The sequence below is a fragment of the Psychroserpens luteus genome, assembly GCF_015319355.1.
GTDB classification, from domain to species: Bacteria; Bacteroidota; Bacteroidia; order Flavobacteriales; family Flavobacteriaceae; genus Psychroserpens; species Psychroserpens luteus.
Genome location: NZ_JADILU010000002.1, coordinates 442,103 through 466,098, shown reverse-complemented (window position 1 = coordinate 466,098; position 23,996 = coordinate 442,103). Strand labels below are relative to the sequence as shown.

Here is a 23,996-nt window from a genome sequence, read left to right as displayed (position 1 = left end):
ATTAATGACCTCACAAAATATATATATTCTTGCTATTGAGTCATCCTGTGATGATACTGCTGCATCAGTCATGTGTAACGGTAAAATATTAAGCAACATTGTGGCTAGCCAAAAAATACATGAAGAGTATGGTGGAGTTGTTCCTGAGTTAGCCTCTAGAGCACATCAACAAAACATCGTTCCTGTTGTGGATCAAGCACTTAAAAAAGCGAATATCAATAAATCACAATTGAGTGCAATTGCATTTACTAGAGGTCCAGGTTTAATGGGATCGTTATTGGTTGGTACTTCATTTGCAAAGTCGTTAGCTTTTGGATTAAATATCCCGTTGATTGATGTGAATCATATGCAAGCACATATTCTAGCTCATTTTATTGAGGAGGATGATTTTAAAAAACCACCTTTTCCTTTTTTAGCAATGACTATTTCTGGTGGTCATACACAAATTGTAAGAGTCAATTCTTATTTTAATATGGAAGTTATTGGAGAAACCATGGATGATGCTGTTGGTGAAGCTTTTGATAAAAGTGGAAAACTTCTTGGTTTAGGCTATCCTGCAGGACCCGAAATTGATAGAAGAGCAAAACTTGGAAATCCAAAAGCGTTTGCATTTACAAAACCTAAAGTAGGCGGATTGAAGTTTAGTTTCTCTGGATTGAAAACTCAAATATTATATTTTGTACAGAAACAAGTAAAAGCAAATCCAGATTTTATTAAAGAGAACTTAAATGACATTTGTGCTTCTATTCAATATACGATTATTGGGATTTTAATTGATAAGTTGAAATTAGCAACAAAACAAACTGGCATTAAACATATTGCAATTGGTGGAGGCGTTTCGGCAAATACAGGAATTAGACAAGCATTAAAAGATGGTGAAAGCAAGTTTGGTTGGACGACTTATGTTCCTAAATTTGAATACACAACAGATAATGCTGCGATGATTGCTATAGTTGGGCATTTAAAGTTTTTAGAAGGTGATTATGCAGAGCAGAATGTGATGGCTTCTTCGAGGTTGAAGATATAAGGTTAGTTTGCAATCTCAGTTTTCAGTTCTTACTCGGACTCTTTATTCTCGCAAAGGCGCAGAGTCACAAAGCTTACTCAAGTTTAAAAATTACAAATGATAACAATTATTAAATGCAAAAGTTAAAGATTTATCATTGGTTTTGGATGTCATTGATTCCAATAACAATTCTGTGGTCATTTTTTTATTATAAAAGTGAACTTGCTTTAGACATCAATATTCATGACACTTATTTTGTTATCTCGTATGCTGATTTATTGTTATTATTAGCATCTTACCTTTTTGTCATTGGTAATATTTATTTTCTATTCAATTATTGGTCAATAAAACTAAATAAATTATCGTCTAATATCCATAAGTATTTATCATCAACATGTATAATATTAATAGCTGTTATCAAATTATACTATGCAAATTCTGAAAATCAAGATTTTCCATTATTTGATGTTACTACAAATGAACTGACTTATATTGCTATTACATTTTTTGTGTTCTTAATTGCCCAACTCATATTTCTCATTAATATAATTCTTGATATCTTCAAACATGGCATTCAACGAACAACTCGCAAATAGAATTAGAGAACAACTGAGATTCTTTCCTGATGATTTTACTGAAAAGAAAATGTTTGGAGGTGTCAGTTTTCTGCACAAAGGCAAAATGACAGTTGGTGTTATGAAAGAAAATTTAATGGTGAGAATCGTTTCAGATAAAATTGAAGTAGAATTAGATAAAGATTCAGTAAGACCAATGGATTTTACTAAACGACCAATAAAAGAGTTCGTTTATGTCTCTCAAGATGGTGTTAAAACCGAAACTGAACTATTACATTACATCGAGTTAGGTCTTCAACATGCTAAAAGCAAATTGTAAATGGATACACAAACTTATAAAATTATTAGAGCACTTTGCGATTATTTAGAAGGACTGTTCTTTGGTTTTTGCATAGTGACTTTATTAGCGTTATTGATCTATATATTCTATAAAAAGAGAGAATTACGAACATTTATCAACTATACTGTTCTAGTCGCTAAAAACTTAGCAATCTTCTATTTTGTGATTTATGCTATTTCATTATGTATCTATTATACTTCTAAAGAATTTGAATTCTTTGAAGGAAGAGCAGTTGGTCCCTATGCTTGGGCTTATTGGATGATGCTTTTACGTCCTCTTGTTTTTTGTGCGTTACTTCAATTGTTTTGGTTGAAAAAAATAGCGACTAAAATGCGTTATGTTGCTCTTATCACTTTTTTAGTATTAATTGTTTCTCTTTTTTCAGGATCAATATTTGAAAAATTTGTGATCATTACTGCATCATATCACAGAGATGTCTTCATGGGAGAATCACAGTTTAATACAGATATATTAATCATTATTGTATCATACATAATAGAAAAATCTGTATTATTTAGCGCACTGGTATTTGTAAGTTGGGCGATTTTTAAAAATAAAAAGCTAGAATAGCTTACCATAAAAATAATCACACACAGCTCTAATATAAAATAAACTTACTCAAACTCAACTGAGTTTAAAATCAATCCAGACGCTGGAGCTACAAAATCCATAACATCTGTACTTTCAGGTTTAAGTGAGTTTTCAATATAAGTCAAGTCTACTTCTCCTCTACCCAATTTTATGAGAGTTCCCATCATGAGTCTAATTTGATTACGACCAAAACCTTTACCTTTAATAATAAGTGTGTATGTTTTCTTCGGAAAAAAATTGGCTGTAAATAGGGTGTTTTCTGTAAGTTCACAACTTTCAATTGTTCTCCTATACAAGCCTTGATCTGTAGCTCTAAAGCAATAAGGTTTAAAATTGTGAGTCCCTTCAAATAGTTGAGCTCCTTGCTTCATGATTTCAATATCTAAATCATCAAGAATCGTTGTCATTAGTGGAGCACAAAAAGGATGGCATTTATTTCCGAAGGTAAAAAGATAAACGTACTCCTTGATTTTAGAATTTTGAATGATATTAAACTCTGCATCAACTTCCTCAATCGCTAAAGCGCGTAAATCCTGTGGAAGATTATGATTAAACAATGCTAGAAAAGCAGTTTCATCTTCAATTTTTTCATAAATAAACAACTCAAAAGCAGTTTCGTTTGCAGACACCATAGCATCTGTACGACCAGAACCTAAGGTCTTAAATGGTTTCCCATCAAGAATAAAATTAAAAGTTCTATCAATCATTAAATGAACCGTTTTCAACTTAGGTTGCTTTTGCCAACCATGAAAACGGTACCCTAAATATTGAATCTTAATTAAATAATAGTAACGTTTATTAAACATAGAAGCAAGAACGCTAATTTATGAGTTTTTACAAAATTTTTATAAGCTTTGTTGTTGGTCATTCTAGATTGAAGTTTTATTTTTAAGCATAAAATTAGAGAGTGCACAAAAAGTATCCTTTTGATCCATCAATAAAACATCATTTGCTTATTGCAATTGGGCTCGTTGTTTGGATTTTTATGTTTTTATATTTTACAGAGCCATTGGATGTTAGCGATTTTGACGCTACAGAAAAACTCATTTACCTACCTGGCTATGGCTTTATTGGTGCTTTATTATATGTTATAGTTTTACCATTTCAGAATTGGTTATTAAAAAGAAAGTCCTCTCAGTGGACTTTGGGCAATGAAATAGTGCTTTTATGCGTTTTTTGCCTCCTTTCTCTTTTTGTACTAAGATTGTACTACTTATTCATTATTGTTAATTGGCATCCCAATCGTTATGATTTATTTTATCACGTCAAATCCATATTATTACCAGCAATTCTAACGATTTTACCAATTATAATTATTGGTCGCTTTGCCTTCGGAAAATATAAAGACAAGAAAATTGAGGATCAAAAAATTGAAATTCAAGGCGAAGGTAATTATGAAAGTTTGCGATTATTACTGAATGATTTGATCTCCATCCAATCGTCAGATAATTATGTGGAAGTTTTTTATCTCGACGGAAATGTGCTTAAAAAAAGTTTGATTAGAAATACGCTTTCAAAAGTAGCAGATTCTTTTCCCGAATTATTAAGAACACATCGTAGCTTTATTATCAATCCATTTCATTTTAAATCGTGGAAAACCGAAAAAGGAAAACATTTATTATCACTTGCTCAAGACATTGAAGTTCCAATTTCAAAAACTTACTTAGAACAGGTAAAAACACAACTTCATTCTACCACAGAATAGATACATTTCACCCCAAACACCCATTATTATTGGATTACAAGTGATTTCTGAAATATCTTTGTTTCAGAAAGTTTAATCACACAAAAACATTAATAATGAAAAATCTATTACTATTTAGCATTGTATCTCTATTCACAATCACTTCTATTTTTTCACAATCACAAACCTGCGACTGCAAAACCGATTTAGACTTTGTTGTTGAAAAACTACAAAAAATGCCTTCTTACAAAAAGCAAATAAAAGGTGATAAAAAGAACCTATTTGAAAATTTATATACTACGCTTTCAGCAAAAATGGAACAACCTATTTTAGTTGAAGATTGCTATAAAATGTTACTAGAGCAAATGTCATTAATTAATGATGCACATGCATCAATTAGTATGAACGATGTCTATTTGACTAAAGAAGATTTAAAAGATGAAGATAAACTAGCAATGTTTAGAGCTTCAAATCGTTTTAAAAACCACCCTAGAACGACTCGTAATCTTAAAGAATTAGAAAAGGATTTATCTAAAAAACCATCCAATGACTTAGAAGGAATATATGATTACTCTATAGATGAACAAAAAATTGGAATCTATTATGCTGAAAACAAAAAAGACTTAATTGGCGTCGTCTTACAAAGTAATTTAAACCAATGGGAACCTGGAGAAATTAGATTTTATGCCACATATACTTCTGGTAACAAATATGACGTATACAACTATAATGCTACAACAAGAACACCAAGTTTGGCAAAGAGTTTTTCTTTTGAAAATGGTAGAATATGGAGCTACAAAAAAGTAGGCAACAACTATAACAATGAATTTCGCGACAAAAGCTTACCTCAATTAGATTTTAAGCAAATCAATAACGATACTCAATATTTATATTTTGGCAATTTTAGTAATAGCAAGAAAGAGGCACATCAACAATTCCTAAAAGATGTTGAAAATAAAATGACTGCTACAAATATTATCGTGGATCTTAGAAGTAACAGTGGTGGAAATAAAAAATTCTCAGACCCATTTTTAAAACTCTTAAAAAACAAAAATGTATATATTTTAACTAATTGTTTTACAGGAAGTAATGGCGAACAATTTACAGTAAAACTTAAAAACTTAAAAAACTCAAAACACTTAGGTCAAAGTACTTTTGGAGTGATCTCCTATGGACTTAATTATGGAAGAAGTTATGATACTCCTTCAGGTCATTTTAGAATATTACCAACAGATATGAACTTTCACAAATACTTTGAATATGAAGGTAAAGGTGTATCCCCAGAAATTCATTTAGATTTTGATAGAGATTGGATAGAGCAAACTTTAGAAATTATCACAAAAGATAATCAATAAGACAATAAAAGTTTAAGTGTTCTAATGCACGATTAAACTTTCTATTTATTCATCATTAGAAAAGCCATCACGATTGTGATGGCTTATTTTTTTGTATAATATTTATATGAGTATTTTTTTCTACATATATTATTGTCTTATTGATTATCTTATTACTAATTTTTGTACTTGTCTTTCGTTTGTACCATTATTCAATTCTACTACATAGATACCTGCACTTAAGTGACTCACATCAATAGTATTCTTCGTGTTATTAGCACTTAAACTATTTGTTAAAACCATGCGACCGTTTATGTCAAATAATTTTGCTTTTGTATCACTTTGTAATTGACCAGAAACAACAATAGTATCTTCATTATTATTTGAGTATATATCTAAAGTCTCTAAAACTGATTCAGTTGTATTTAGTGTTTCTGCAGAAAATCTAAGAAAAAAGCGACCTATACCTGATAGATTAGTACTAGGAGTAAAAACATAGTCACTATTTGTTAATAGCGTAAAAGTATTATTAGCTTTATCTTGTAAATAAACATCCACAGTATCTAACATATCACTTGCAATAATACTAATTGTAACTTCCTCTCCTTGATTAGCATTGACACCTAAAGGCACTGCTACAGTATTTAGGTTATCAGGATTAGATGCTTGAATACCTAATGGAATTCCAGTATTGTTTTCAATTAAATTAGAATAGATTGAAAATGCTGGTGGATTTTGACTGTATAACGCTGAGTCATATCCTGAATCAAAACCTTGTGTAGTGTTAGTATTAAAATAAAAGTCTGTACTAAAGTTAGAACTAACAGAATTCAATCCTAATTTTACATATCCATAATGAGGAGATGTTGTTGTAGTTCTTCCAGCAATAAAATCATCTGACGTCTCTACACAACGCATTGAAGTAGTAAAATCAATAAGTCCACCACCTGCTTTTGCTTTCACAAAGAAAGCTTGACCTGGTGCAATTGCCTTTGTTCCAGCTGGAGCATCAATTGTTGCTTGATTCAAACAGGTCCATTCATCAGAAGGATTTCCATTATAACCATAAATGGCTTGAAATGAATCATCTGCTAATTGTGCTTTATTCAACATAAAGAAATCTTCAAAATCGATATAAGCTGTGTATGGATTACCAATTAAATTCCAAGCACCACCAGCTACAGCATCTGAAATTGGCACATCTAATACATCGTCACTTCTTACATCTCCTGTAAATGTTAATGTACCTCCAAGAACTGTTGCTGCTCGGTAACCTATTCCTGCTTCAATAGGTGTTACGTCATGAGCAACAGTATTGTAATTTTGGTAAGCACCAGCAAAAGTATTATAAGGAGCAAAAGCTCTTACTGCTCCTGAAGCAGCTAATACACCATCGTTTGCAGTAGCAAATGATCCAAAATTCTGATTTGAAAGAGGAGAGGAAATTAAATCATTTGTTCCTATTTGTGATGTATATCTATGGTAATTTACAATACCAACGATTGTTCCATTTGATATTAAACTAGAAAATTCTTGAGATGTTGAATTTAAATCTATCACTGCTGTAGTTAAAGTGACACCTGCATCAATTATTACTCCAGCACCAGCATTTACAATAAAATTATCACAAACTGTATCAGCGGTTATAGAAACAGTTCCCGATTCTAAAGTTATAGTGTCAATTGAAGTTGCAACACCTATTGGACTACTTGGTGACCAAGTACCGTTATAAGTATAAGAAACAGATAATGTTCCTCTCGACAATTCTTCTTCGTCTGAAGAATTTTGAAGTTTGTTATCTGCATTTTGATTTGACTCAATCATACCTGAAACTTCAGATTGGTTTTGTTGTTGGATATCTAATCCAGATTTCTCTTGTGCTTTTGAAAAATTAAAAATGCACATAATAAATAATAAGGTGAAAGTCGGTTTTAAGTTTTTCATAAGTTTGGGGTTATAATTTTTATTTAAACATTTATACCAGCAAACTTATAAAAACATGCAAAAAGCCAAGAATTAATTATTTTTTTTCGGTTAAAAAAAAATTTAATCGACCAAATACATATTTCAACGATTAAAAGACGTTATTTTTCATTTAGCCTCTCTTTTAATTAAAACATCCACAACATTACTCAATTTAAATCCTTTTGCCTGAAGCAGTATTAAGTAGTGAAATAGTAAATCTGCACTTTCATCTAAAAACAATGTATCATCATTATCTTTAGCTTCAATAACAACTTCAACAGCCTCCTCTCCCACTTTTTGTGCAATCTTATTAATACCTTTTGCAAATAATGAAGCTACATATGATGTTTCTTCTGTAGCATTATTTTTTCTATCGTCAATAACACTTTCTAATTCTGAAAGAAAACCAAAGCTTTGCGTATTGTCTTCATTCCAACATGTATCAGAACCTTTATGACAAGTTGGACCTTTAGGATTTACTTTCACTAAAAGTGTATCACTATCACAATCTAATTTGATTCCAACAAGATTAAGTACATTACCGCTTTCTTCACCTTTGGTCCATAAACGTTGTTTTGTTCTACTAAAAAAGGTCACCAAGTTTGTTTCTACTGTTTTCTTTACAGCCTCTTCATTCATATAACCTAACATCAATACTTTATTGGTTGTTGCATCTTGAATAATTGCTGGCACGAGTCCGTTATTTTTTGCGTAATCTATATTCATAATCATTTAGTATTGTCATTCTGAGTGAAACGAAGAATCTCATTTAAAGATTCATCACTTCGTTCTGAATGACATTATTTATAATCTAACCTCTATACTATTCTCTTTTAATTCTTTTTTCAAATCCAAAATCTCAATCTCTCCAAAATGAAACACACTAGCAGCTAAAGCAGCATCCGCTTTTCCAACTTTAAATGTATCTACAAAATGCTGAACAGTTCCTGCTCCTCCAGAAGCAATGATTGGAATATTTACACTTTCTGAAAGTTTAGCTAAAGCATCATTGGCAAAACCTGCTTTTGTTCCGTCGTTATTCATAGATGTAAATAAAATCTCTCCAGCTCCTCTTTGCTCGACTTCTTTTGCCCAATCAAATAAATTTAATTTGGTTGGGATTGTACCTCCTGCTAAATGAACAATCCACTCATCTCCTATTTGTTTTGCATCTATAGCAACAACCACACACTGACTCCCAAATTTATTTGACAATTCATTTACTAAATCTGGTCGCTTTACTGCACTTGAGTTGATTGAAATCTTATCTGCTCCACAATGTAATAAATCATCTACATCTTGAATGGATGAAATTCCACCACCAACTGTAAACGGAATATTAACATGCTCTGCCACTTTCAAAACCATATCGTGCATTGTTTTACGACCTTCTAATGTTGCAGAAATATCTAAAAACACCAATTCGTCTGCTCCTAACTTTGCATATTGTTTTGCTAGTTCTACTGGGTCACCAGCATCACGTAAGTCAACAAAATTTACACCTTTAACAGTTCTTCCGTTTTTGATGTCTAAACAAGGAATAATTCTTTTTGTAAGCATAATTTAAAAGTGTGCTTCTAAGTCCTTTAATTTAATATGTCCTTCATAAAGTGCTTTACCAATGATTGCAGCTTCACAACCTAAATCCTCAAGACGATTTATATCATCTATAGACGTTACACCTCCAGATGCTATTAATCTAATATCTTTTGATTTATTTAAAATACGCTTATACAAATCAAAAGAAGGTCCTTCTAACATACCATCTTTGGCAATATCTGTACAAATCACATATTTAATCCCTTTCTCCTCATATCCTTTTATAAAAGGAATCACTTCTATATTACTTTCTTCTTGCCAACCGCTAACAGCTATTTTTTCATTGTTACAATCTGCACCAAGAATAATTTTCACACCACCATATTTATTAATCCAACCTTCAAACATTTCAGGATTCTTTACTGCAATGCTTCCTCCTGTGATTTGTTTTGCTCCAGAATTAAAAGCGATATGTAAATCTTCATTTGTTTTTAAACCACCACCAAAATCAATTTTTAATCTCGTTTTAGATGTAATTTGTTCTAAAACCTTGTAATTAACTACATGTTGAGCTTTAGCGCCATCAAGATCTACAAGATGTAGATATTTAATTCCTGCACCTTCAAACTCTTTTGCAACTTCCAATGGATTTTCATTATATACTTTTTTAGTATTATAATCTCCTTTTGTAAGTCTCACACATTTTCCATCGATGATATCTATTGCTGGTATTATTCTCATATTCATTTCCCACGGATTGGGAATCTCTTTTAATTAATATTATACTTTAAAGTCTATACCATTATATTTGAATATTATGGGTATAATCAAAAATTGGTTCTTTCGCTTTTTAATTAGCATTGTTGTGGCTAACTGGTTAGCCACAGAGTTTGAAAATTATTATGATTTAATTCTATTACCTGCCACAATACTAATCTTTCTTCTGTTAACTCATATGGCAAAAAAATTCTAGTCTATAATTCTAAAAAATTCTTCAAAAGTTGCTCTCCTATTTCTCCACTTTTTTCAGGGTGAAACTGGACACCATAAAAATTATCTTTTAGTAATGCAGAAGCATATTCTAATTCATAATAAGTTGATGCTATTGCTTCTTGGCACATTTCCGCATAAAAACTATGCACAAGGTACATGAAAGCATCTTCTTTTATGTTTTTAAATAAGTTAGATTTTAACCCATTCACAGTATTCCATCCCATATGTGGCACTTTAACAGCATTAGAAAATCGCTTCACATCAACATCAAAAATTCCCAAACCATTTGTATTGCCTTCTTCACTAGAATTACACATCAATTGCATCCCTAAACAAATACCCAAAACAGGTTGTTTTAACTCAGCTATGAGTTTATCCAATCCACTTTTCTCAAGCATTTTCATTGCAGAACTTGCTTCTCCAACTCCAGGAAAAATAACACGCTCAGCAGATAAAATCACTTCAGGATCATTTGAAAGTATAGCATCTATACCTAAGCGTTTAAAAGCAAATTGAATGCTTTTAATATTTCCTGCTCCATAATCTATAATTACTAATTTCATTAAAGTCTATTCTTTTTTGACTTTGTCATTAAGAGCAAAGCGAAGAATCTTAGTTTAAGCTATAGATTCTTCGGTTATCCGACAATTGTCGGAACTCCTCCTGGATGACAAATAATTTTATAACATGCCCTTTGTACTTGGTAATATCATTTTCTCAACATCTCTTTTTACAGCCATTTTAATGGCTTTTGCAAAAGCTTTAAAAATCGCTTCAATTTTATGATGCTCATTTGTGCCTTCTGCTTTTATATTAAGATTGCATTTTGCACCATCTGTAAATGATTTGAAAAAGTGATAAAACATTTCGGTTGGCATTTTACCAATCATTTCGCGTTTAAAATCTGCTTCCCAAACGAGCCAGTTCCTTCCACCAAAATCAATTGCAGCTTGCGCAAAGCAATCATCCATTGGCAATGAGAATCCGTAACGCTCAATTCCTAATTTATCTCCTAATGTCGTTGCGAATAATTCTCCCAAAGCAATTGCTGTATCTTCAATAGTGTGATGTTCATCAACTTCTAAATCTCCATCTACTTTGAGATTTAAATCTAATTGCCCATGACGAGCAATTTGATCTAACATGTGATCAAAAAAAGCAATTCCTGTATCGATGTTGCTTTTACCAGTTCCGTCGAGGTTTAAATCTATTTTGATTTTTGTTTCGTTTGTATTTCTTTCAATAGTTCCTGTTCTAGCATCTGTTTTTAAAAACTTGTAAATAGCTTCCCAATCATTGCTTTCTAAAGCTATAAAATCATCAAGTGCTTCACGTTTTACTGTAATTTCATCAGTTCCTAAATTGGTGTTATCGTTTATAAAAACCCCTTTTGAGCCTAAGTTTTTTGCCAGTTCAATATCTGTTAATCGATCTCCAATAACGAAGGAGTTTGCTAAATCATATTCCGAAGAAAAATATTTAGTCAATAATCCTGTATTTGGCTTTCGAGTTGGCGCATTGTCTTTTGCGAAAGTTCTATCTATAAACTGTTCTTTAAAAACCACACCTTCTGCTTCGAAGGTTTTTAGCACAAAGTTATGCACTGGCCAAAATGTATTTTCTGGATAAACATCTGTACCTAAACCATCTTGATTAGTAATCATAACAATTTCAAAATCTAATTCTTTAGCTATTTTACTTAAGTATGTAAATACTTTTGGATAAAAGTCTAATTTTTCAAACGAATCAATTTGTTCATCTGCTGGTTCTTTTATGATGGTTCCGTCTCTGTCAATGAATAATACTCTTTTCATGGTGGTTAAAGTTTATTGTCATGCTGAATTTATTTCAGCATCTCATTATTTGTGTGATTCTGAAACAAGTTCAGAATGACGTAGTCTTTTATAGTGCTTTTAAAGCTGTAATTAGTTTTATGTTTTCAATTTGTGAACCTACTGTAAATCGCAAGCAGTTTTCACACAAAGGTTGCGTTGTTCTATTTCGTACAACAATGCCTTTGTTAATCAATTCTGAATACCGTTTATTAGCATCATCTACTTCAACTAAAATAAAGTTAGCATCTGACGGATGAACAATAGTAACAAACTTAATATTTTTTAATTCTGAAATGAGCCAATCACGTTGTTGCAAAATTTTATTTATTTCTTCGGAAACATCTTGCGGATTAGACAATCGCTCTAAAGCCTTTAATTGCGTTAATTCATTAACGTTATAAGGTGGTTTAATTCGGTTTAAAACTGAAATAATTTCTGCGGAAGCATAACAAACTCCCAAACGAATTCCTGCCATACCATAAGCTTTTGATAGTGTTTGTGTCACTATTATATTGGGAAACTCTTCTAATCTAGCAATCCAAGATTTCTCTTTTGAAAAATCAATATAGGCTTCGTCTATGATTACAAGTCCGTTGAAATTTTTAATTAGCTTCTCAATATTGTACGCTTCAAAACTATTTGCTGTGGGATTGTTTGGTGAGCACAAAAACAACAGTTTGGCATTGGTGTGTGCTGCTCTTAAAATTTCATCAACATTAGGTTGAAAATCATATTCCAATGTTATTTCAATATTTTCTACCGCATTAATATTTGCTAAAACACCATACATCCCATAAGTTGGTGGCAATGTGATAATCTTATCTTGATTAGGTTCGCAAAATGCTCTAAAAATTAAATCTAATACTTCATCGCTTCCGTTTCCTAGTAAGATATTTTCCGTAGAAATACCTTTTAGTTTTGATAACTGAGTTTTTACTTTATTCTGTTGCGGATCAGGATAACGATTTACTCCATTTTGAAACGGGTTTTCATTAGCATCTAGAAACACCATATCCTCTGTGACCTCTTTGTATTCATCTCTTGCAGATGAATATGGTTTTAAGGTTTTGATGTTTTCTCGAATGAGATTGTTTATGTTGAATTTTGTTTTCATTGTCGTCACACTGAATTTATTTCAGTGTCTCATTAAGATATTCGTTTGTGATGCTGAAACAAGTTCAGCATGACGTTTCTATTTCAAATCGTTCAGCCTCAAAGTCACTGCATTCTTGTGCGCTTGTAAACCTTCTGCTTCTGCCATTAATTCAATGGTATTTCCAATATTTAGAATCCCTTCTTTTGTTATCTTCTGAAATGTGATACTCTTTGTAAAACTATCCAAATTAACTCCAGAATACGCTTTACTAAATCCATTAGTTGGTAGTGTATGATTGGTTCCAGAAGCATAATCTCCAGCGCTTTCTGGAGTGTAGTTCCCAATAAACACAGATCCAGCATTTGCTATATTGTCAACATAAAAATCTTCATTTTTAGTGCAAATTATAAAATGCTCTGGTGCATATTCATTAATGAGCTCTAACGCAATGTCATCATTCTCAACATAAATCAATTTAGAATTGTCAATTGCTTTTTGAGTCATTTCCATTCTAGGTAGATTTAAGATCTGTTTTTGTATCTCACTCTGCACTTTATCTAACAACAATTTTGATGTTGACACTAAAATCACTTGGCTATCTGCACCATGTTCTGCTTGGCTCAACAAATCTGAAGCTACATAACTCGCATTTGCTGTATCATCTGCAACAACCAACAATTCACTTGGGCCAGCTGGCATATCAATAGCAACTCCATATTTTGTAGCTAATTGTTTTGCAACAGTTACGTATTGATTTCCTGGTCCGAAAATTTTATAAACCTGCGGAATTGCATCTGTACCAAAAGTTAAACCTGCAATAGCTTGAATACCTCCTACTTTGAAAACTTTAGTCACACCACATAACTGCGCAGCATACAAAATTTCGTTAGCTATTTTTCCCTCTTTATTTGGAGGAGAACACAATACGATTTCTTTACAACCTGCAATATTAGCAGGAACTGCCAACATTAAAACTGTAGAAAACAAAGGTGCTGTTCCTCCAGGAATGTACAATCCTATTTTTTGAATAGGACGTTTCTCCTGCCAGCAATCAATACCTTTTGAGGTTTGTACAGAAACACGTTCCGTTTTTTGAGCTGCGTGAAATGTTTCTATATTGGCTTTAGCTGTTTGAATCGCTTCTTTTAATTCTTCAGGAACTAAACTTGATGCTTTTTCAATTTCTGCTGGCGACACTTGTATTTCATTTAAATTGACACCATCAAAAAGCTCAGTATACTTAGTGATTGCTTTATCTCCTCGTCTTTGAACGTCATTAAAAATTTCGGTTACAGTATTCTCAATATTCTCAACGGTTTGTGTAGGTCGTTTGAGAAGTTCTGACCAATCTTTTTTATTTGGATTTATTATTGTTTTCATTTTTTACACCGATTTCACTAATTGTACTTACTCTTATGTATTTATGCTTTGTTCTCATTTGCAGCTTTGCTTAAAACAGCCATGAGATTCCTTCCCTCGAAGGAATTTTAGAGCACCATATTTTCAATTGGGCAAACTAAAATACCTTCAGCACCATTTTGCTTAAGTTCATCAATAACTTCCCAGAATTCATTTTTATTAATTACCGAATGTAGCGAACTCCATCCCTCTTTTGCTAAAGGTAGAATGGTTGGACTGTTCATTCCCGGTAAAATATTTATGATTGTTTCTAATTTATCATTTGGTGCATTTAGTAATACATATTTGCTTTGTCTTCCTCGTAAAACAGATTGCAATCTAAACTGCAACTTGTTTAAGGTTTGTTGATTTTCCGAAGAAATTAATGGAGAAACTGCTAATACAGCTTCAGATTTTAATAACACTTCAACCTCTTTAAGTCCGTTTTTAAATAGTGTGCTTCCACTAGATACAATATCAACAATGGCATCTGCCAATCCAATATTTGGAGCAATTTCAACAGAACCGTTGATGATATGTAAGTTTGCTTTAACGTTATTTTTCTCCAAAAATTGATTAACTGTGTTTGGATACGATGTCGCGATACGCTTACCTTCTAAATCCTTAATCCCATTATACTTGGCAGATTTTGGAACTGCAATTGAGACTTTGCAAGACGAGAATCCTAATTTTTCTACAACCGAAATATGGTTTCCTTTTTCAATTAAAACATTTTCTCCAATGATTGCTGCATCTACAACACCATCTTTTAAATATTGAGGAATGTCTCCATTTCTAAGATAAAAAACTTCTAACGGAAAATTCTTTGCTGAGGCTTTTAACTGGTCTTTACCGTTGTCTATAGAAATCCCAATGTCTTTGAGGATTTTCATAGAGTCTTCATTAAGACGTCCTGATTTTTGTACTGCTATTTTTAATTTACTCATAATAAATCTCGAGAAAGCGAGAATCTTTTGTTTATATCTGAGCTAATATTGGGAATTAAAAAACCCGTTTGATTAGCTCAAACGGGTTTTAAATATGTTTTGAATTTATTCAATACATTTTCAGCTCGCTTGAAGGCCAGTATGAAAATGATGATGATGAGATTGAATAAAGGTCATTGTTGTTTTTATATACACAAAGATTGCAAATTATAATTCATAATTCCAAATTCTTGAACATGATTTATGAAATTATTAATATTTGTAATCTAAATTATTGATTAATCATATTTTGGACATGTTGTCCAAGGATAAGCACATTGGTCTTTAAAATCAAGCCATCCTTCTATTGTTTTCTTACCTACTTTAAATTTTACTTTCGCCCAACGATCACTTATTTCAATAACATTTGTTATTTGAAAATCATCTAGTTTATGTATTCTGTTTGACTTTTTTGAAGGCAAATCATATAAATAAACGACACGCTTTTCATCATAATTATCTACGTGAATTAAAAAATTTGATGATTTAACCCAGTGATTTTCGTAATCATAGTTTTTATAAGACTCTGGTAATCTTTGTAGATTCTTAATCTTAAACCAACCATATTGACTTTCAATTATTGCAATTTTATAATACGCGTTTTTAGATTCTATATTAAATAGAGTATCAATGATGTTTCCATCTACAGCATCATAAATATAAAGCGGTTTGACAGATTCTTTATTATAGTATGCCTCAACTACATCCAGATAATGCAATTGATTTTGATTTTGAGCAAAACCACAAAAACTAAATAATACTATAATAATTAAAACTCTCACTTTGATCTTATTGGTTCCCTAAAATAATTGGCAATCCAGAATCTCCAGATCCAATAACAATCACTTTACTATTAGGAGATTCAGCAAGTTTCATAGTGGCATCGATACCTTTATCTTGCAAAATTTTATCTGTTAATGACGCACTTAATATTCTGTTAGATTCTGCTTTACCTTCAGCTTCAATAATTACTTTTTCTGCTTCTTTTGCAGCTGTTACTAATCTAAACTCATATTCTAAAGATTCTTGCTCTTGCTTTAATTTACGCTCAATAGCTTCTTTAATTGTTGAAGGTAAAGTGACATCTCTAATTAAAATATCATTAATCTGAATGAATTGTGGCTCTACAATCTTTTTTGTTTCTTCTAAAATTTCATCTTGAATAGCATCACGTTTACTAGAATATAATTGTTCTGGAGTGTAACGTCCAACAACACTACGAGCTGCACTTCTTATAGCTGGCTGTAAAACTCTACTTTTGTATTCAACTCCTTTTTGATTGTGTAATCTACCCAAGTTACTGAAATCAGGCTCATACAATACCGAAGCGTCCAGTTTTATATCCAATCCATTAGATGATAAAACAGACATTTTTTCAGGCATTTCCTGTTGACGTGTTTCATAATCAATCACACGATTCCAAGGTGCAATTATATGAAAACCTGGTCCTAGTGCTTCTTTTTCTGGATCTACTCCTTCACCAAGTGTTTCGTGAACTACTCCAGCATGACCAGAATCAATTGTAACTGCTGATTTGAATAATAATATTAATACTCCTACAATAACGACAAGTGTAATTACAGCACTTTTAGGTAATTTTTCCATAGTTTAATTTTTTAAATAAGTCCGTTATATTTTCTTATGAACCACTCAGCAGCTAGACTTAATGCGATGAGTCCTAGAAGATATTTCCAGTCAATCAAAGGTACGACTTTTTTAGTGCTCTTTTGAATTGTTGCAAACCTAGAATCATTAATCAAGTCATTTGCAAGAGCGCTTGTATTATCAATAAAATAAGAAGTTCCTTCGCTATTAGTCGCTAAAGTTCGAAGTTTAGTGACATTCGCATTTAAGAATTGTTGCTCCACATTATAATCTAATATTTTTAACTCACCAGATTTTGAGATATTCTCATTATTTACTTTTACTGTGAATGAGTAATCTCCAGCTTCTAATCCGCTTAAATCTACTTCGTAACTTGTGTTTTTCAGAACAAATGGAAATGATTTCACATCATCTGTCTCTTTATTTTTTAATGTAATATTCAAATTAGCATTATCCTCAAACTCATAATTTTTATTAAAAAACTGTGATGTGATTCTCACATTGTCATTACCGTTATAAAATGATTCATAGTTAACGTTCAAACGTGTTCTACGTTTATTAGTACTCAAGTATTGCACTAATTTACCCATGAAATTATCAAACGCATTAAACGAGTTTTCATTTAAATAAGCTTGAGCTCTCCATCTCCACAACCCTTCTCCTAATACTAATGCTTCTCTTCTATCATTGATTTCAAATGTGGCAAATAAAGGTTCATCAATTTGAGTTCCGTTGATGGTTTTATAGAGTATGGTTTCAAAAGGTACTGTAAATGAGGTTTCGCCAAACTCTCCTTTTAAAGGCGGGAATTCTCCAAAATTCAAATTATCAACTGTAAAAGTCCCATAGTTTTGATTTAGACTTGGTTGATACTCTTCGTCTTGATTAGTCAGTTCTTGTTTATAATTGCTTTGTAATTTATTTAATAATGCCCAATTTGTTTTCGTACCAGTGATCACAATTTTATTGAGTTTTAACTTGTCAATCTCATTGAACAATGTTCTAAAATTATTGGTTGGTTGATATACAATCACCAATTGATAATCATTTGATTTATTTAAAAACTCCTGGGTTGTTAAAATATCTGCATTGCGTTGCTCATTACTTTCTATTGATTTTTTGAGCGCTCCTAAATCTGGATGTAGGATATTAGACACTATGGCAACTTTCGTTTTTTGGTCAATCACTTCAACAGCAAAATTCTTGACATTATTAACCGTGTTTTTCTCGTTATCTAAAGGCACCACTTGTGCTCTATAACTTGTCACACCCACTCTATTTGCTGGTAATGTAAAGTTGACTATTTGTGAGGTTTGCGTTTTACTAAAGGTTAATGGTTTTGAAAATACAGTTGAATTTCCTGCGGAAACTCGCAACTGCGTATTAACCGTCGCATTTCCATTATAAGTGGCTATAACTTCTACTGGAAATTTATTTTTTAAATACGCATAACGATTGACATTTAATTGCTGAACCTTAATATCTGTATACGTTGTCGTGTCTCCCAAAATAACAGGAAATATAGATTGCTTGTAACGTTTATTCATGTAAGCGTAATCGTTTCCGTAGGTTTGATTTCCGTCGGAAATGATAAGCGTTGGAGAGATTGAGTTGTTATACACTTCAGATAAACGTTCAAAAACTAAAGCGAGATTTGACTGTTTTTCATCAAATGACAACGAATCTGTTGAAATGACTTCATTTCCGAAGCGGTAAAACTCCAAATTAAAATTCTCGTTTAATTCTTCGTTAGCTTTTAAAGACTTGATAAACTCTGAAGTATTTTGCGACTGATTTAAATAACTTATAGATTCTGAATTATCAATAGCAACCACCAAATTAGGTTTTTCATTATAATACGTGACCTTATCAAACTTAGGATTGATGAGCAATACAAAAATCGAAAAATAGCTCACAAAACGCAAGGCTGTCAAAATCCAAGCACGCTTTCCTTTTAGTTTTGCTTTATAAGCATACTGAAAAAGCGCTAGTAGTAGCGCTATGATTCCTGCTAATATGATGAATGTTATCGTTTGAGTTTGCAATTAGTTTTTTATTTTCTTTAATTTTTGTGATTCATATTGTTTGCCCAAAAGTTAACAAATTATTATCTGGATCTAACAAAGCAAATTCTTTTACTTCCCAAGGTTTGATTTCTAAAGAACCATTTAGGTGAATTTTTATATTTTTCTCCAAACAAAATTTATAAATTTCATCTACATCGTCTGTTCTAATATAAACCTGACCATAATTCTCTTTTGGGTCAAGCTCTTTAAATTCAAAAAAGTGAATTTGAATATCATCTTTTTGAATCATTAGATAACCATCGTACTCTTTGTCTCCCAATTGTTCAAAACCTAAATTATAGTAATAGGCTTTAGTAATTGCCTTATTACGCATTGGGAGTTTTGGGTTTATTGATGTTAGCATTGTTAATTTTTACTAGCTTTTTTCAGCATAACTAAATTTTCCAAAATTCTCAGGCAATTCGTTAGTCACTTCTAATTTATTTGATGTTATATTCGGTTTAATTTTAATTATTTTGGTTTGTTCATTAATATCTACAACGTGTTCACTTCGCATATTAACAACATCTTTATGAAGTACTTTAAATGTATATTTACCATTTTTCATATTAATAATGACGTATTCATTTGGTTTAATTTGACCTAATGGTTTGTCATCAATCCAAACGTTAAGTCTTGCTGTATTATCTATTTTATGAAATACATTCGCTCCATTATAAATTAGAATGTTTCCATTTCCTAACTTCTCAAGTTCAATCTTTTCAAAGTCAGTTTTTACAAATGCATATTCAGAAGTTATAGGTTTTAAGCCACAGGAAGTTAAGAGCAATAAACTGATAAAAACAATTGTTTGATTTAATTTCATGCAAAATGAATATTATATTAATTATACGATCATTTGATTAATCCTATTAAGTCAACATTCCACCATCAACATTCAATGTTTGTCCTGTGATATAAGCACTCATATCACTTGCTAAAAACACACAAGCGTTTGCGATATCTTCTGGAGTTCCACCACGTTTTAATGGAATTGCATTTCTCCATCCTTTAACGGTTTCTTCATCTAATTTGGCTGTCATTTCGGTTTCAATAAAGCCTGGTGCAATCACGTTGCTTCTAATGTTTCTTGATCCTAACTCTAAAGCTACAGACTTAGAAAACCCAATTATACCAGCTTTTGATGCTGCGTAATTTGTTTGTCCTGCGTTACCTTTTACACCAACCACAGAACTCATATTAATTATTGATCCTTTACGTTGTTTCAACATTGGTCGCATGACAGCTTTAGTCATATTAAAAACCGATTTTAAGTTGACTTCAATCACTTTATCAAAATCTGCTTCTCCCATTCTCATGAGGAGATTATCTTTTGTGATTCCTGCATTATTGACTAGAATATCAATGCTTCCAAATTCTGCTAAAACGTCTTCTGCTAGTTTTTGAGATTCGTCAAAATTAGCTGCGTTACTTTGATACCCTTTTGCTTTAACACCTAAAGCATTTAATTCTTTTTCTAATTCATTTGCTGCTTCTACTGAAGCGCTATATGTAAAAGCCACATTGGCTCCATGTTGTGCAAAAACTTCTGCAATTCCTTTTCCTATTCCTCGACTTGCGCCAGTTATGATTGCTGTTTTTCCTTCTAGTAATTTCATATGTATTTAATTAAAATAGTTGGTATTCAAATATAGGAAATACAAGTTTTAGAATATATAAAAACATCTTAAAATCCCTGAAATAAATTCAATGCTTGGATTCAAAGTTTTCTTCAATCTATTCATGGTGATACATTTATTTTTTTACAGTAAAAAAATTGAACAAAAAAAGCAGTTACAAATGAATGCAACTGCTTTTTATACAATTTATTAAATGAAATTTCTGCAATAAAACGCACCTTTTTCATTTCTATTTCAATTTAAAAAGAAACCTTAACTCAGGCTATGCTTTATTTTTCAATTTCATTCAAATAAAAAATACATCATTTTCTTTTACAATAATTTCATCTAACTAATTGTGTGAGTTTTAATATTTCCGAAGAAAAATTACATCTTAATATCTTCTGGTTGCTCGTAATTAAATAGATAATCAATATCCATTTCTTGCAGCTTACCTAACTTTTCTAATGCTTTGAAATCGATATCTTTTTTGTTACCAATCACCATTACATTATAGTTTTCTCCTTTGATATTTTTGTTAAAGAAATCACGTAAATCTGCCATAGTCATATCTTTTATGGTATTATACATGTCTTCTCTATTATCATTATCGATTCCTAATTTTTTAAGTCGCTCGTAATTCCAAAACACACTAGATTTTGTAATACGTTGTGCAGCTAGCTTTTTCAATGTCGCCTCTTTTGCTGCATTAAATTGCTCTTCTGCTTCTGGCATATTGGTCATCAACTCCATCATAGCATCAACTGCTTGTGGCATTTTGTTAGCTTGAGTTCCCATATAAGCCATCACGTAATTGTTATCATCTTTTTTACTTGCAGTGCTATAACTAGAAAATGCAGAGTATGCTAAAGATTTAGATTCTCTAATTTCCTGGAACACGATTGACGATAATCCGCTACCAAAATACGTGTTGAATAATGTTGAAGCTGCCATATTATCTGCATTGAAAGGATCTCCTTTTGCTAAGAATAACATTTCAGATTGTACCATATCAAAATCAACGAAGTATACATTTCCACCAGTTTCTTTCTCTAAATAGGCCATTGCTTCTGGATAGGTTTTCAATTCTTCGGAAACTTTATGACTCATATTTAAAGCTGTTACAGCTGCATCGATATCTTTTCCGTAGTAAAAAATACGTTGCTCAAAATCTTTCATACCTTTTACGATATCTACTAATTGAGCAGGATCCATAGCATTAAGTTCTTTTGTCTGAAAAATATTTCTCAAACGTGAGTTATCACCATATTTACCGTAATTCATTAATCCATTCCAAAGGATGTTTCCTTTTTGAGATTTACCATCTACTCTTCCTTTAGTGATAGACTCCACATATTTATTGTAGGCTTCTTGATCTGGCACAGCATTGTTCCAAAGGTGTTCTAGAAGTTCTAATCCTTTTGGTAAGTTTTCTTTCAATCCGCTTAATCCAACATACGTTGTTTCTGCTCCTGCACTTACATAATAGTTAACACCTAATTTGTAGAATTCTTTTTTCAATTCTTCAGCAGAATACTTATCAGTACCCAAATACTCCAAGTATCCAGCAGCAAGTCCTAACTTTTTATCGTTATCACTTCCCATATCAAAAATGATATTCATATCAAATAAATCATTGTTTTCATTATTGATGTGAGCAACTTTAATACCGTTATCCAATTTAGTTTCTTTGATTTCTTCTTTATAATCAATGAACTTTGGTTGTAATGGTTTAGATTCCATTTTATTGAAATTCACTAAAAATGGAGAACTCATTTCTCTATTCACATTCACAGGTGTAATTCCTGGATTTTGAACTTTTACAATAGAATTGTCTTCACCTTGTCTTTTATAAGTCACGACATAATTATCTTTATAAAAAGAGTTAGCAAAATCTACCAATTCCTGCTTAGAGATTTTCTTTAAATCATCGAGAAACTGGACTTTATTTTTCCAATTTTCATCCTTAATAAAAGCATTAACATAGATATCTGCTAATGCAGAGTTGTTTTCATACTGTCTTGTTTGATTTAATTTTAAATCGTTAATAACAGCATTCATCATCCATTCATCAAACTCACCTTTTTTTAATTTTTCAATTTGAGCAAGTAGTAACAATTTAACTTCATCTAAAGATTGCCCCTCTTTTGGTGCACCATTAAATGAGTGATATCCATATTCTTTTAAGATTTGTGGACTACAACCAGCATATTGTACCAATTGCTTTTGATTTAAGTTTAAATCGATAAGACCTGCATTACCATTAGCAAGAATCATATCTGCCATAGTGATTAATTTCTCTTGTTGTGTACCTGCACCTTCTGTTCTAAAGGCTATTGAAATACTTTCGGAAGTTGGTCCAAAAACTTCTTTTACAACTGGAGCTGTAATTGGTTTTTCTCTTGGTAATGTTGGGTGAACGACTTCTTTCTTTTCAAATTTTCCGAAGACATCATTAACAGATTTAATCGTCTCATCAAAATCTATATCACCTACCAATACCATTGCCATGTTATTTGGCACATAATACTTATCGAAATAATTATGAATATCAACCATTGAAGGGTTTTTTAAATGATCTGCAATACCAATTGTTGATTGTTGACCATAAGGGTGATTAGGAAACAAACCTTCAAGCATCGCAGCATATTGCTTACGTCCATCACTATCTTGACCTCTATTAAATTCTTCAAAAACTGCTTCTAATTCTGTATGAAATAAACGCAATACCAATTGACTAAAACGCTCTCCTTCTACGTATAACCATTTATCTAATTCGTTTGCTGGTATTTTATTTGTGTACACTGTTTGCTCAAACCATGTGTAAGCATTAGTTCCTGTAGCACCTAAAGATCCAATCATTTTATCGTACTCATTCGCGATACTATAATTTGAAGCTTCAAGAGACACTTCATCTATCTTTTTGTATAATTCTAACTTTTTTGCAGGATCAGTCTCTGCTCTATGTTGCTCATATAGATCTGAAATTTGATCTAAATAAGTTTTTTCTTTTTCCCAGTCTGCAGTACCAACTTGATCTGTACCTTTAAACACCATGTGTTCTAAGTAATGTGCTAAACCTGTAGATTCTTTAGGATCATAATTAGAACCTGCTCTTACAGCAATGTAAGTTTGAATTTTTGGTTCTTCTACGTTTTTGCTTAGATAGACTTTTAGTCCGTTATCTAAGGTGTACAAACGTAAACCAGTTGGGTCATTAGATACTGCTTCATAAGAAAAACCATTAGCATCTTTTGTTGATTCAACTGCATAAGCCAAATCTTTGTTTTTGTTTTCTGTTTTGCAATTGTAAGCCAAAGCGACAATACAAAACATCATGATTAGTTTAATGTGTTTCATTTAA

At 31.7% G+C, this 23,996-nt stretch carries 23 protein-coding genes; 6 read left to right on the top strand and 17 right to left on the bottom strand.

The window, feature by feature from the left end; all coding sequences use genetic code 11:
• Positions 1 to 4: 4 nt before the first annotated feature.
• The 4 genes from tsaD (at position 5) to IM744_RS05645 (ending at position 2,491) form a co-directional block, all read left to right on the top strand.
• Positions 5 to 1,027, top strand: coding sequence for a tRNA (adenosine(37)-N6)-threonylcarbamoyltransferase complex transferase subunit TsaD (gene tsaD / locus IM744_RS05660; protein ID WP_194507133.1), 1,023 nt, complete (start codon positions 5 to 7; stop codon positions 1,025 to 1,027).
• A 113-nt stretch (positions 1,028 to 1,140) separates the two neighbouring features.
• Complete coding sequence (locus IM744_RS05655; protein ID WP_194507132.1) at positions 1,141 to 1,602, top strand: hypothetical protein; 462 nt, start codon at positions 1,141 to 1,143, stop codon at positions 1,600 to 1,602.
• Positions 1,574 to 1,900 carry a TfoX/Sxy family protein gene (locus IM744_RS05650; protein WP_194507131.1) on the top strand — a complete coding sequence of 109 codons (327 nt, stop codon included), beginning with the start codon at positions 1,574 to 1,576 and terminating at the stop codon, positions 1,898 to 1,900. Before IM744_RS05655 ends, IM744_RS05650 begins: the two co-directional genes overlap by 29 nt.
• On the top strand, positions 1,901 to 2,491 hold the full coding sequence (locus tag IM744_RS05645) for a hypothetical protein (protein ID WP_194507130.1): 591 nt from the start codon (positions 1,901 to 1,903) through the stop codon (positions 2,489 to 2,491).
• A gap of 44 nt (positions 2,492 to 2,535) precedes the next feature.
• Here the strand turns inward: IM744_RS05645 and IM744_RS05640 are convergent, their stop codons facing one another.
• The gene (locus IM744_RS05640) at positions 2,536 to 3,318 is read right to left on the bottom strand and encodes a tRNA pseudouridine synthase A (RefSeq protein WP_194507129.1); all 783 of its coding nucleotides are present in this window, start codon (positions 3,316 to 3,318) and stop codon (positions 2,536 to 2,538) included.
• 101 nt (positions 3,319 to 3,419) lie between these two features.
• Here IM744_RS05640 and IM744_RS05635 point away from each other — a divergent pair, with 101 nt between their 5' ends.
• Both IM744_RS05635 and IM744_RS05630 read left to right on the top strand, forming a co-directional pair.
• Positions 3,420 to 4,217, top strand: a complete 798-nt coding sequence (locus IM744_RS05635) for a LytTR family transcriptional regulator DNA-binding domain-containing protein (protein ID WP_317175385.1) — start codon at positions 3,420 to 3,422, stop codon at positions 4,215 to 4,217.
• A gap of 95 nt (positions 4,218 to 4,312) precedes the next feature.
• Complete coding sequence (locus IM744_RS05630) at positions 4,313 to 5,551, top strand: S41 family peptidase (protein WP_194507128.1); 1,239 nt, start codon at positions 4,313 to 4,315, stop codon at positions 5,549 to 5,551.
• A gap of 144 nt (positions 5,552 to 5,695) precedes the next feature.
• Here IM744_RS05630 and IM744_RS05625 read toward each other — a convergent pair whose 3' ends face one another.
• The 16 genes from IM744_RS05625 to IM744_RS05550 all read right to left on the bottom strand — a co-directional run bounded on the left by IM744_RS05625 (position 5,696) and on the right by IM744_RS05550 (position 23,992).
• The gene (locus IM744_RS05625; protein WP_194507127.1) at positions 5,696 to 7,474 is read right to left on the bottom strand and encodes a T9SS type A sorting domain-containing protein; all 1,779 of its coding nucleotides are present in this window, start codon (positions 7,472 to 7,474) and stop codon (positions 5,696 to 5,698) included.
• Between the two features lie 147 nt (positions 7,475 to 7,621).
• Positions 7,622 to 8,221, bottom strand: coding sequence for a bifunctional phosphoribosyl-AMP cyclohydrolase/phosphoribosyl-ATP diphosphatase HisIE (gene hisIE, locus IM744_RS05620; protein ID WP_194507126.1), 600 nt, complete (start codon positions 8,219 to 8,221; stop codon positions 7,622 to 7,624).
• Between the two features lie 78 nt (positions 8,222 to 8,299).
• Positions 8,300 to 9,055, bottom strand: a complete 756-nt coding sequence (gene hisF, locus IM744_RS05615; RefSeq protein ID WP_194507125.1) for an imidazole glycerol phosphate synthase subunit HisF — start codon at positions 9,053 to 9,055, stop codon at positions 8,300 to 8,302.
• 3 nt (positions 9,056 to 9,058) lie between these two features.
• A complete protein-coding gene (gene hisA / locus IM744_RS05610) occupies positions 9,059 to 9,775 on the bottom strand; it encodes a 1-(5-phosphoribosyl)-5-[(5-phosphoribosylamino)methylideneamino]imidazole-4-carboxamide isomerase (protein ID WP_194507385.1) in 717 nt (238 codons plus the stop codon).
• A 233-nt stretch (positions 9,776 to 10,008) separates the two neighbouring features.
• On the bottom strand, positions 10,009 to 10,590 hold the full coding sequence (gene hisH, locus IM744_RS05605; RefSeq protein ID WP_194507124.1) for an imidazole glycerol phosphate synthase subunit HisH: 582 nt from the start codon (positions 10,588 to 10,590) through the stop codon (positions 10,009 to 10,011).
• 117 nt (positions 10,591 to 10,707) lie between these two features.
• On the bottom strand, positions 10,708 to 11,841 hold the full coding sequence (hisB, locus tag IM744_RS05600; RefSeq protein WP_194507123.1) for a bifunctional histidinol-phosphatase/imidazoleglycerol-phosphate dehydratase HisB: 1,134 nt from the start codon (positions 11,839 to 11,841) through the stop codon (positions 10,708 to 10,710).
• A gap of 88 nt (positions 11,842 to 11,929) precedes the next feature.
• On the bottom strand, positions 11,930 to 12,976 hold the full coding sequence (gene hisC / locus IM744_RS05595) for a histidinol-phosphate transaminase (RefSeq protein ID WP_194507122.1): 1,047 nt from the start codon (positions 12,974 to 12,976) through the stop codon (positions 11,930 to 11,932).
• A 78-nt stretch (positions 12,977 to 13,054) separates the two neighbouring features.
• The gene (gene hisD, locus IM744_RS05590) at positions 13,055 to 14,338 is read right to left on the bottom strand and encodes a histidinol dehydrogenase (protein ID WP_194507121.1); all 1,284 of its coding nucleotides are present in this window, start codon (positions 14,336 to 14,338) and stop codon (positions 13,055 to 13,057) included.
• Between the two features lie 107 nt (positions 14,339 to 14,445).
• Positions 14,446 to 15,303 carry an ATP phosphoribosyltransferase gene (gene hisG / locus IM744_RS05585; protein ID WP_194507120.1) on the bottom strand — a complete coding sequence of 286 codons (858 nt, stop codon included), beginning with the start codon at positions 15,301 to 15,303 and terminating at the stop codon, positions 14,446 to 14,448.
• 278 nt (positions 15,304 to 15,581) lie between these two features.
• A complete protein-coding gene (locus IM744_RS05580; protein ID WP_194507119.1) occupies positions 15,582 to 16,124 on the bottom strand; it encodes a hypothetical protein in 543 nt (180 codons plus the stop codon).
• 7 nt (positions 16,125 to 16,131) lie between these two features.
• Positions 16,132 to 16,947, bottom strand: coding sequence for a prohibitin family protein (locus IM744_RS05575; protein ID WP_194507118.1), 816 nt, complete (start codon positions 16,945 to 16,947; stop codon positions 16,132 to 16,134).
• 11 nt (positions 16,948 to 16,958) lie between these two features.
• Positions 16,959 to 18,992 (bottom strand): VWA domain-containing protein, encoded by a 2,034-nt coding sequence (locus IM744_RS05570; protein WP_194507117.1) that lies wholly within the window; start codon positions 18,990 to 18,992, stop codon positions 16,959 to 16,961.
• A 31-nt stretch (positions 18,993 to 19,023) separates the two neighbouring features.
• On the bottom strand, positions 19,024 to 19,377 hold the full coding sequence (locus IM744_RS05565; protein WP_194507116.1) for a bleomycin resistance protein: 354 nt from the start codon (positions 19,375 to 19,377) through the stop codon (positions 19,024 to 19,026).
• Positions 19,378 to 19,389: 12 nt separating this feature from the next.
• On the bottom strand, positions 19,390 to 19,839 hold the full coding sequence (locus IM744_RS05560; RefSeq protein WP_194507115.1) for a hypothetical protein: 450 nt from the start codon (positions 19,837 to 19,839) through the stop codon (positions 19,390 to 19,392).
• A gap of 46 nt (positions 19,840 to 19,885) precedes the next feature.
• Complete coding sequence (gene fabG, locus IM744_RS05555) at positions 19,886 to 20,632, bottom strand: 3-oxoacyl-[acyl-carrier-protein] reductase (protein ID WP_194507114.1); 747 nt, start codon at positions 20,630 to 20,632, stop codon at positions 19,886 to 19,888.
• 387 nt (positions 20,633 to 21,019) lie between these two features.
• A complete protein-coding gene (locus IM744_RS05550) occupies positions 21,020 to 23,992 on the bottom strand; it encodes a M16 family metallopeptidase (RefSeq protein WP_194507113.1) in 2,973 nt (990 codons plus the stop codon).
• Positions 23,993 to 23,996: the final 4 nt, after the last annotated feature.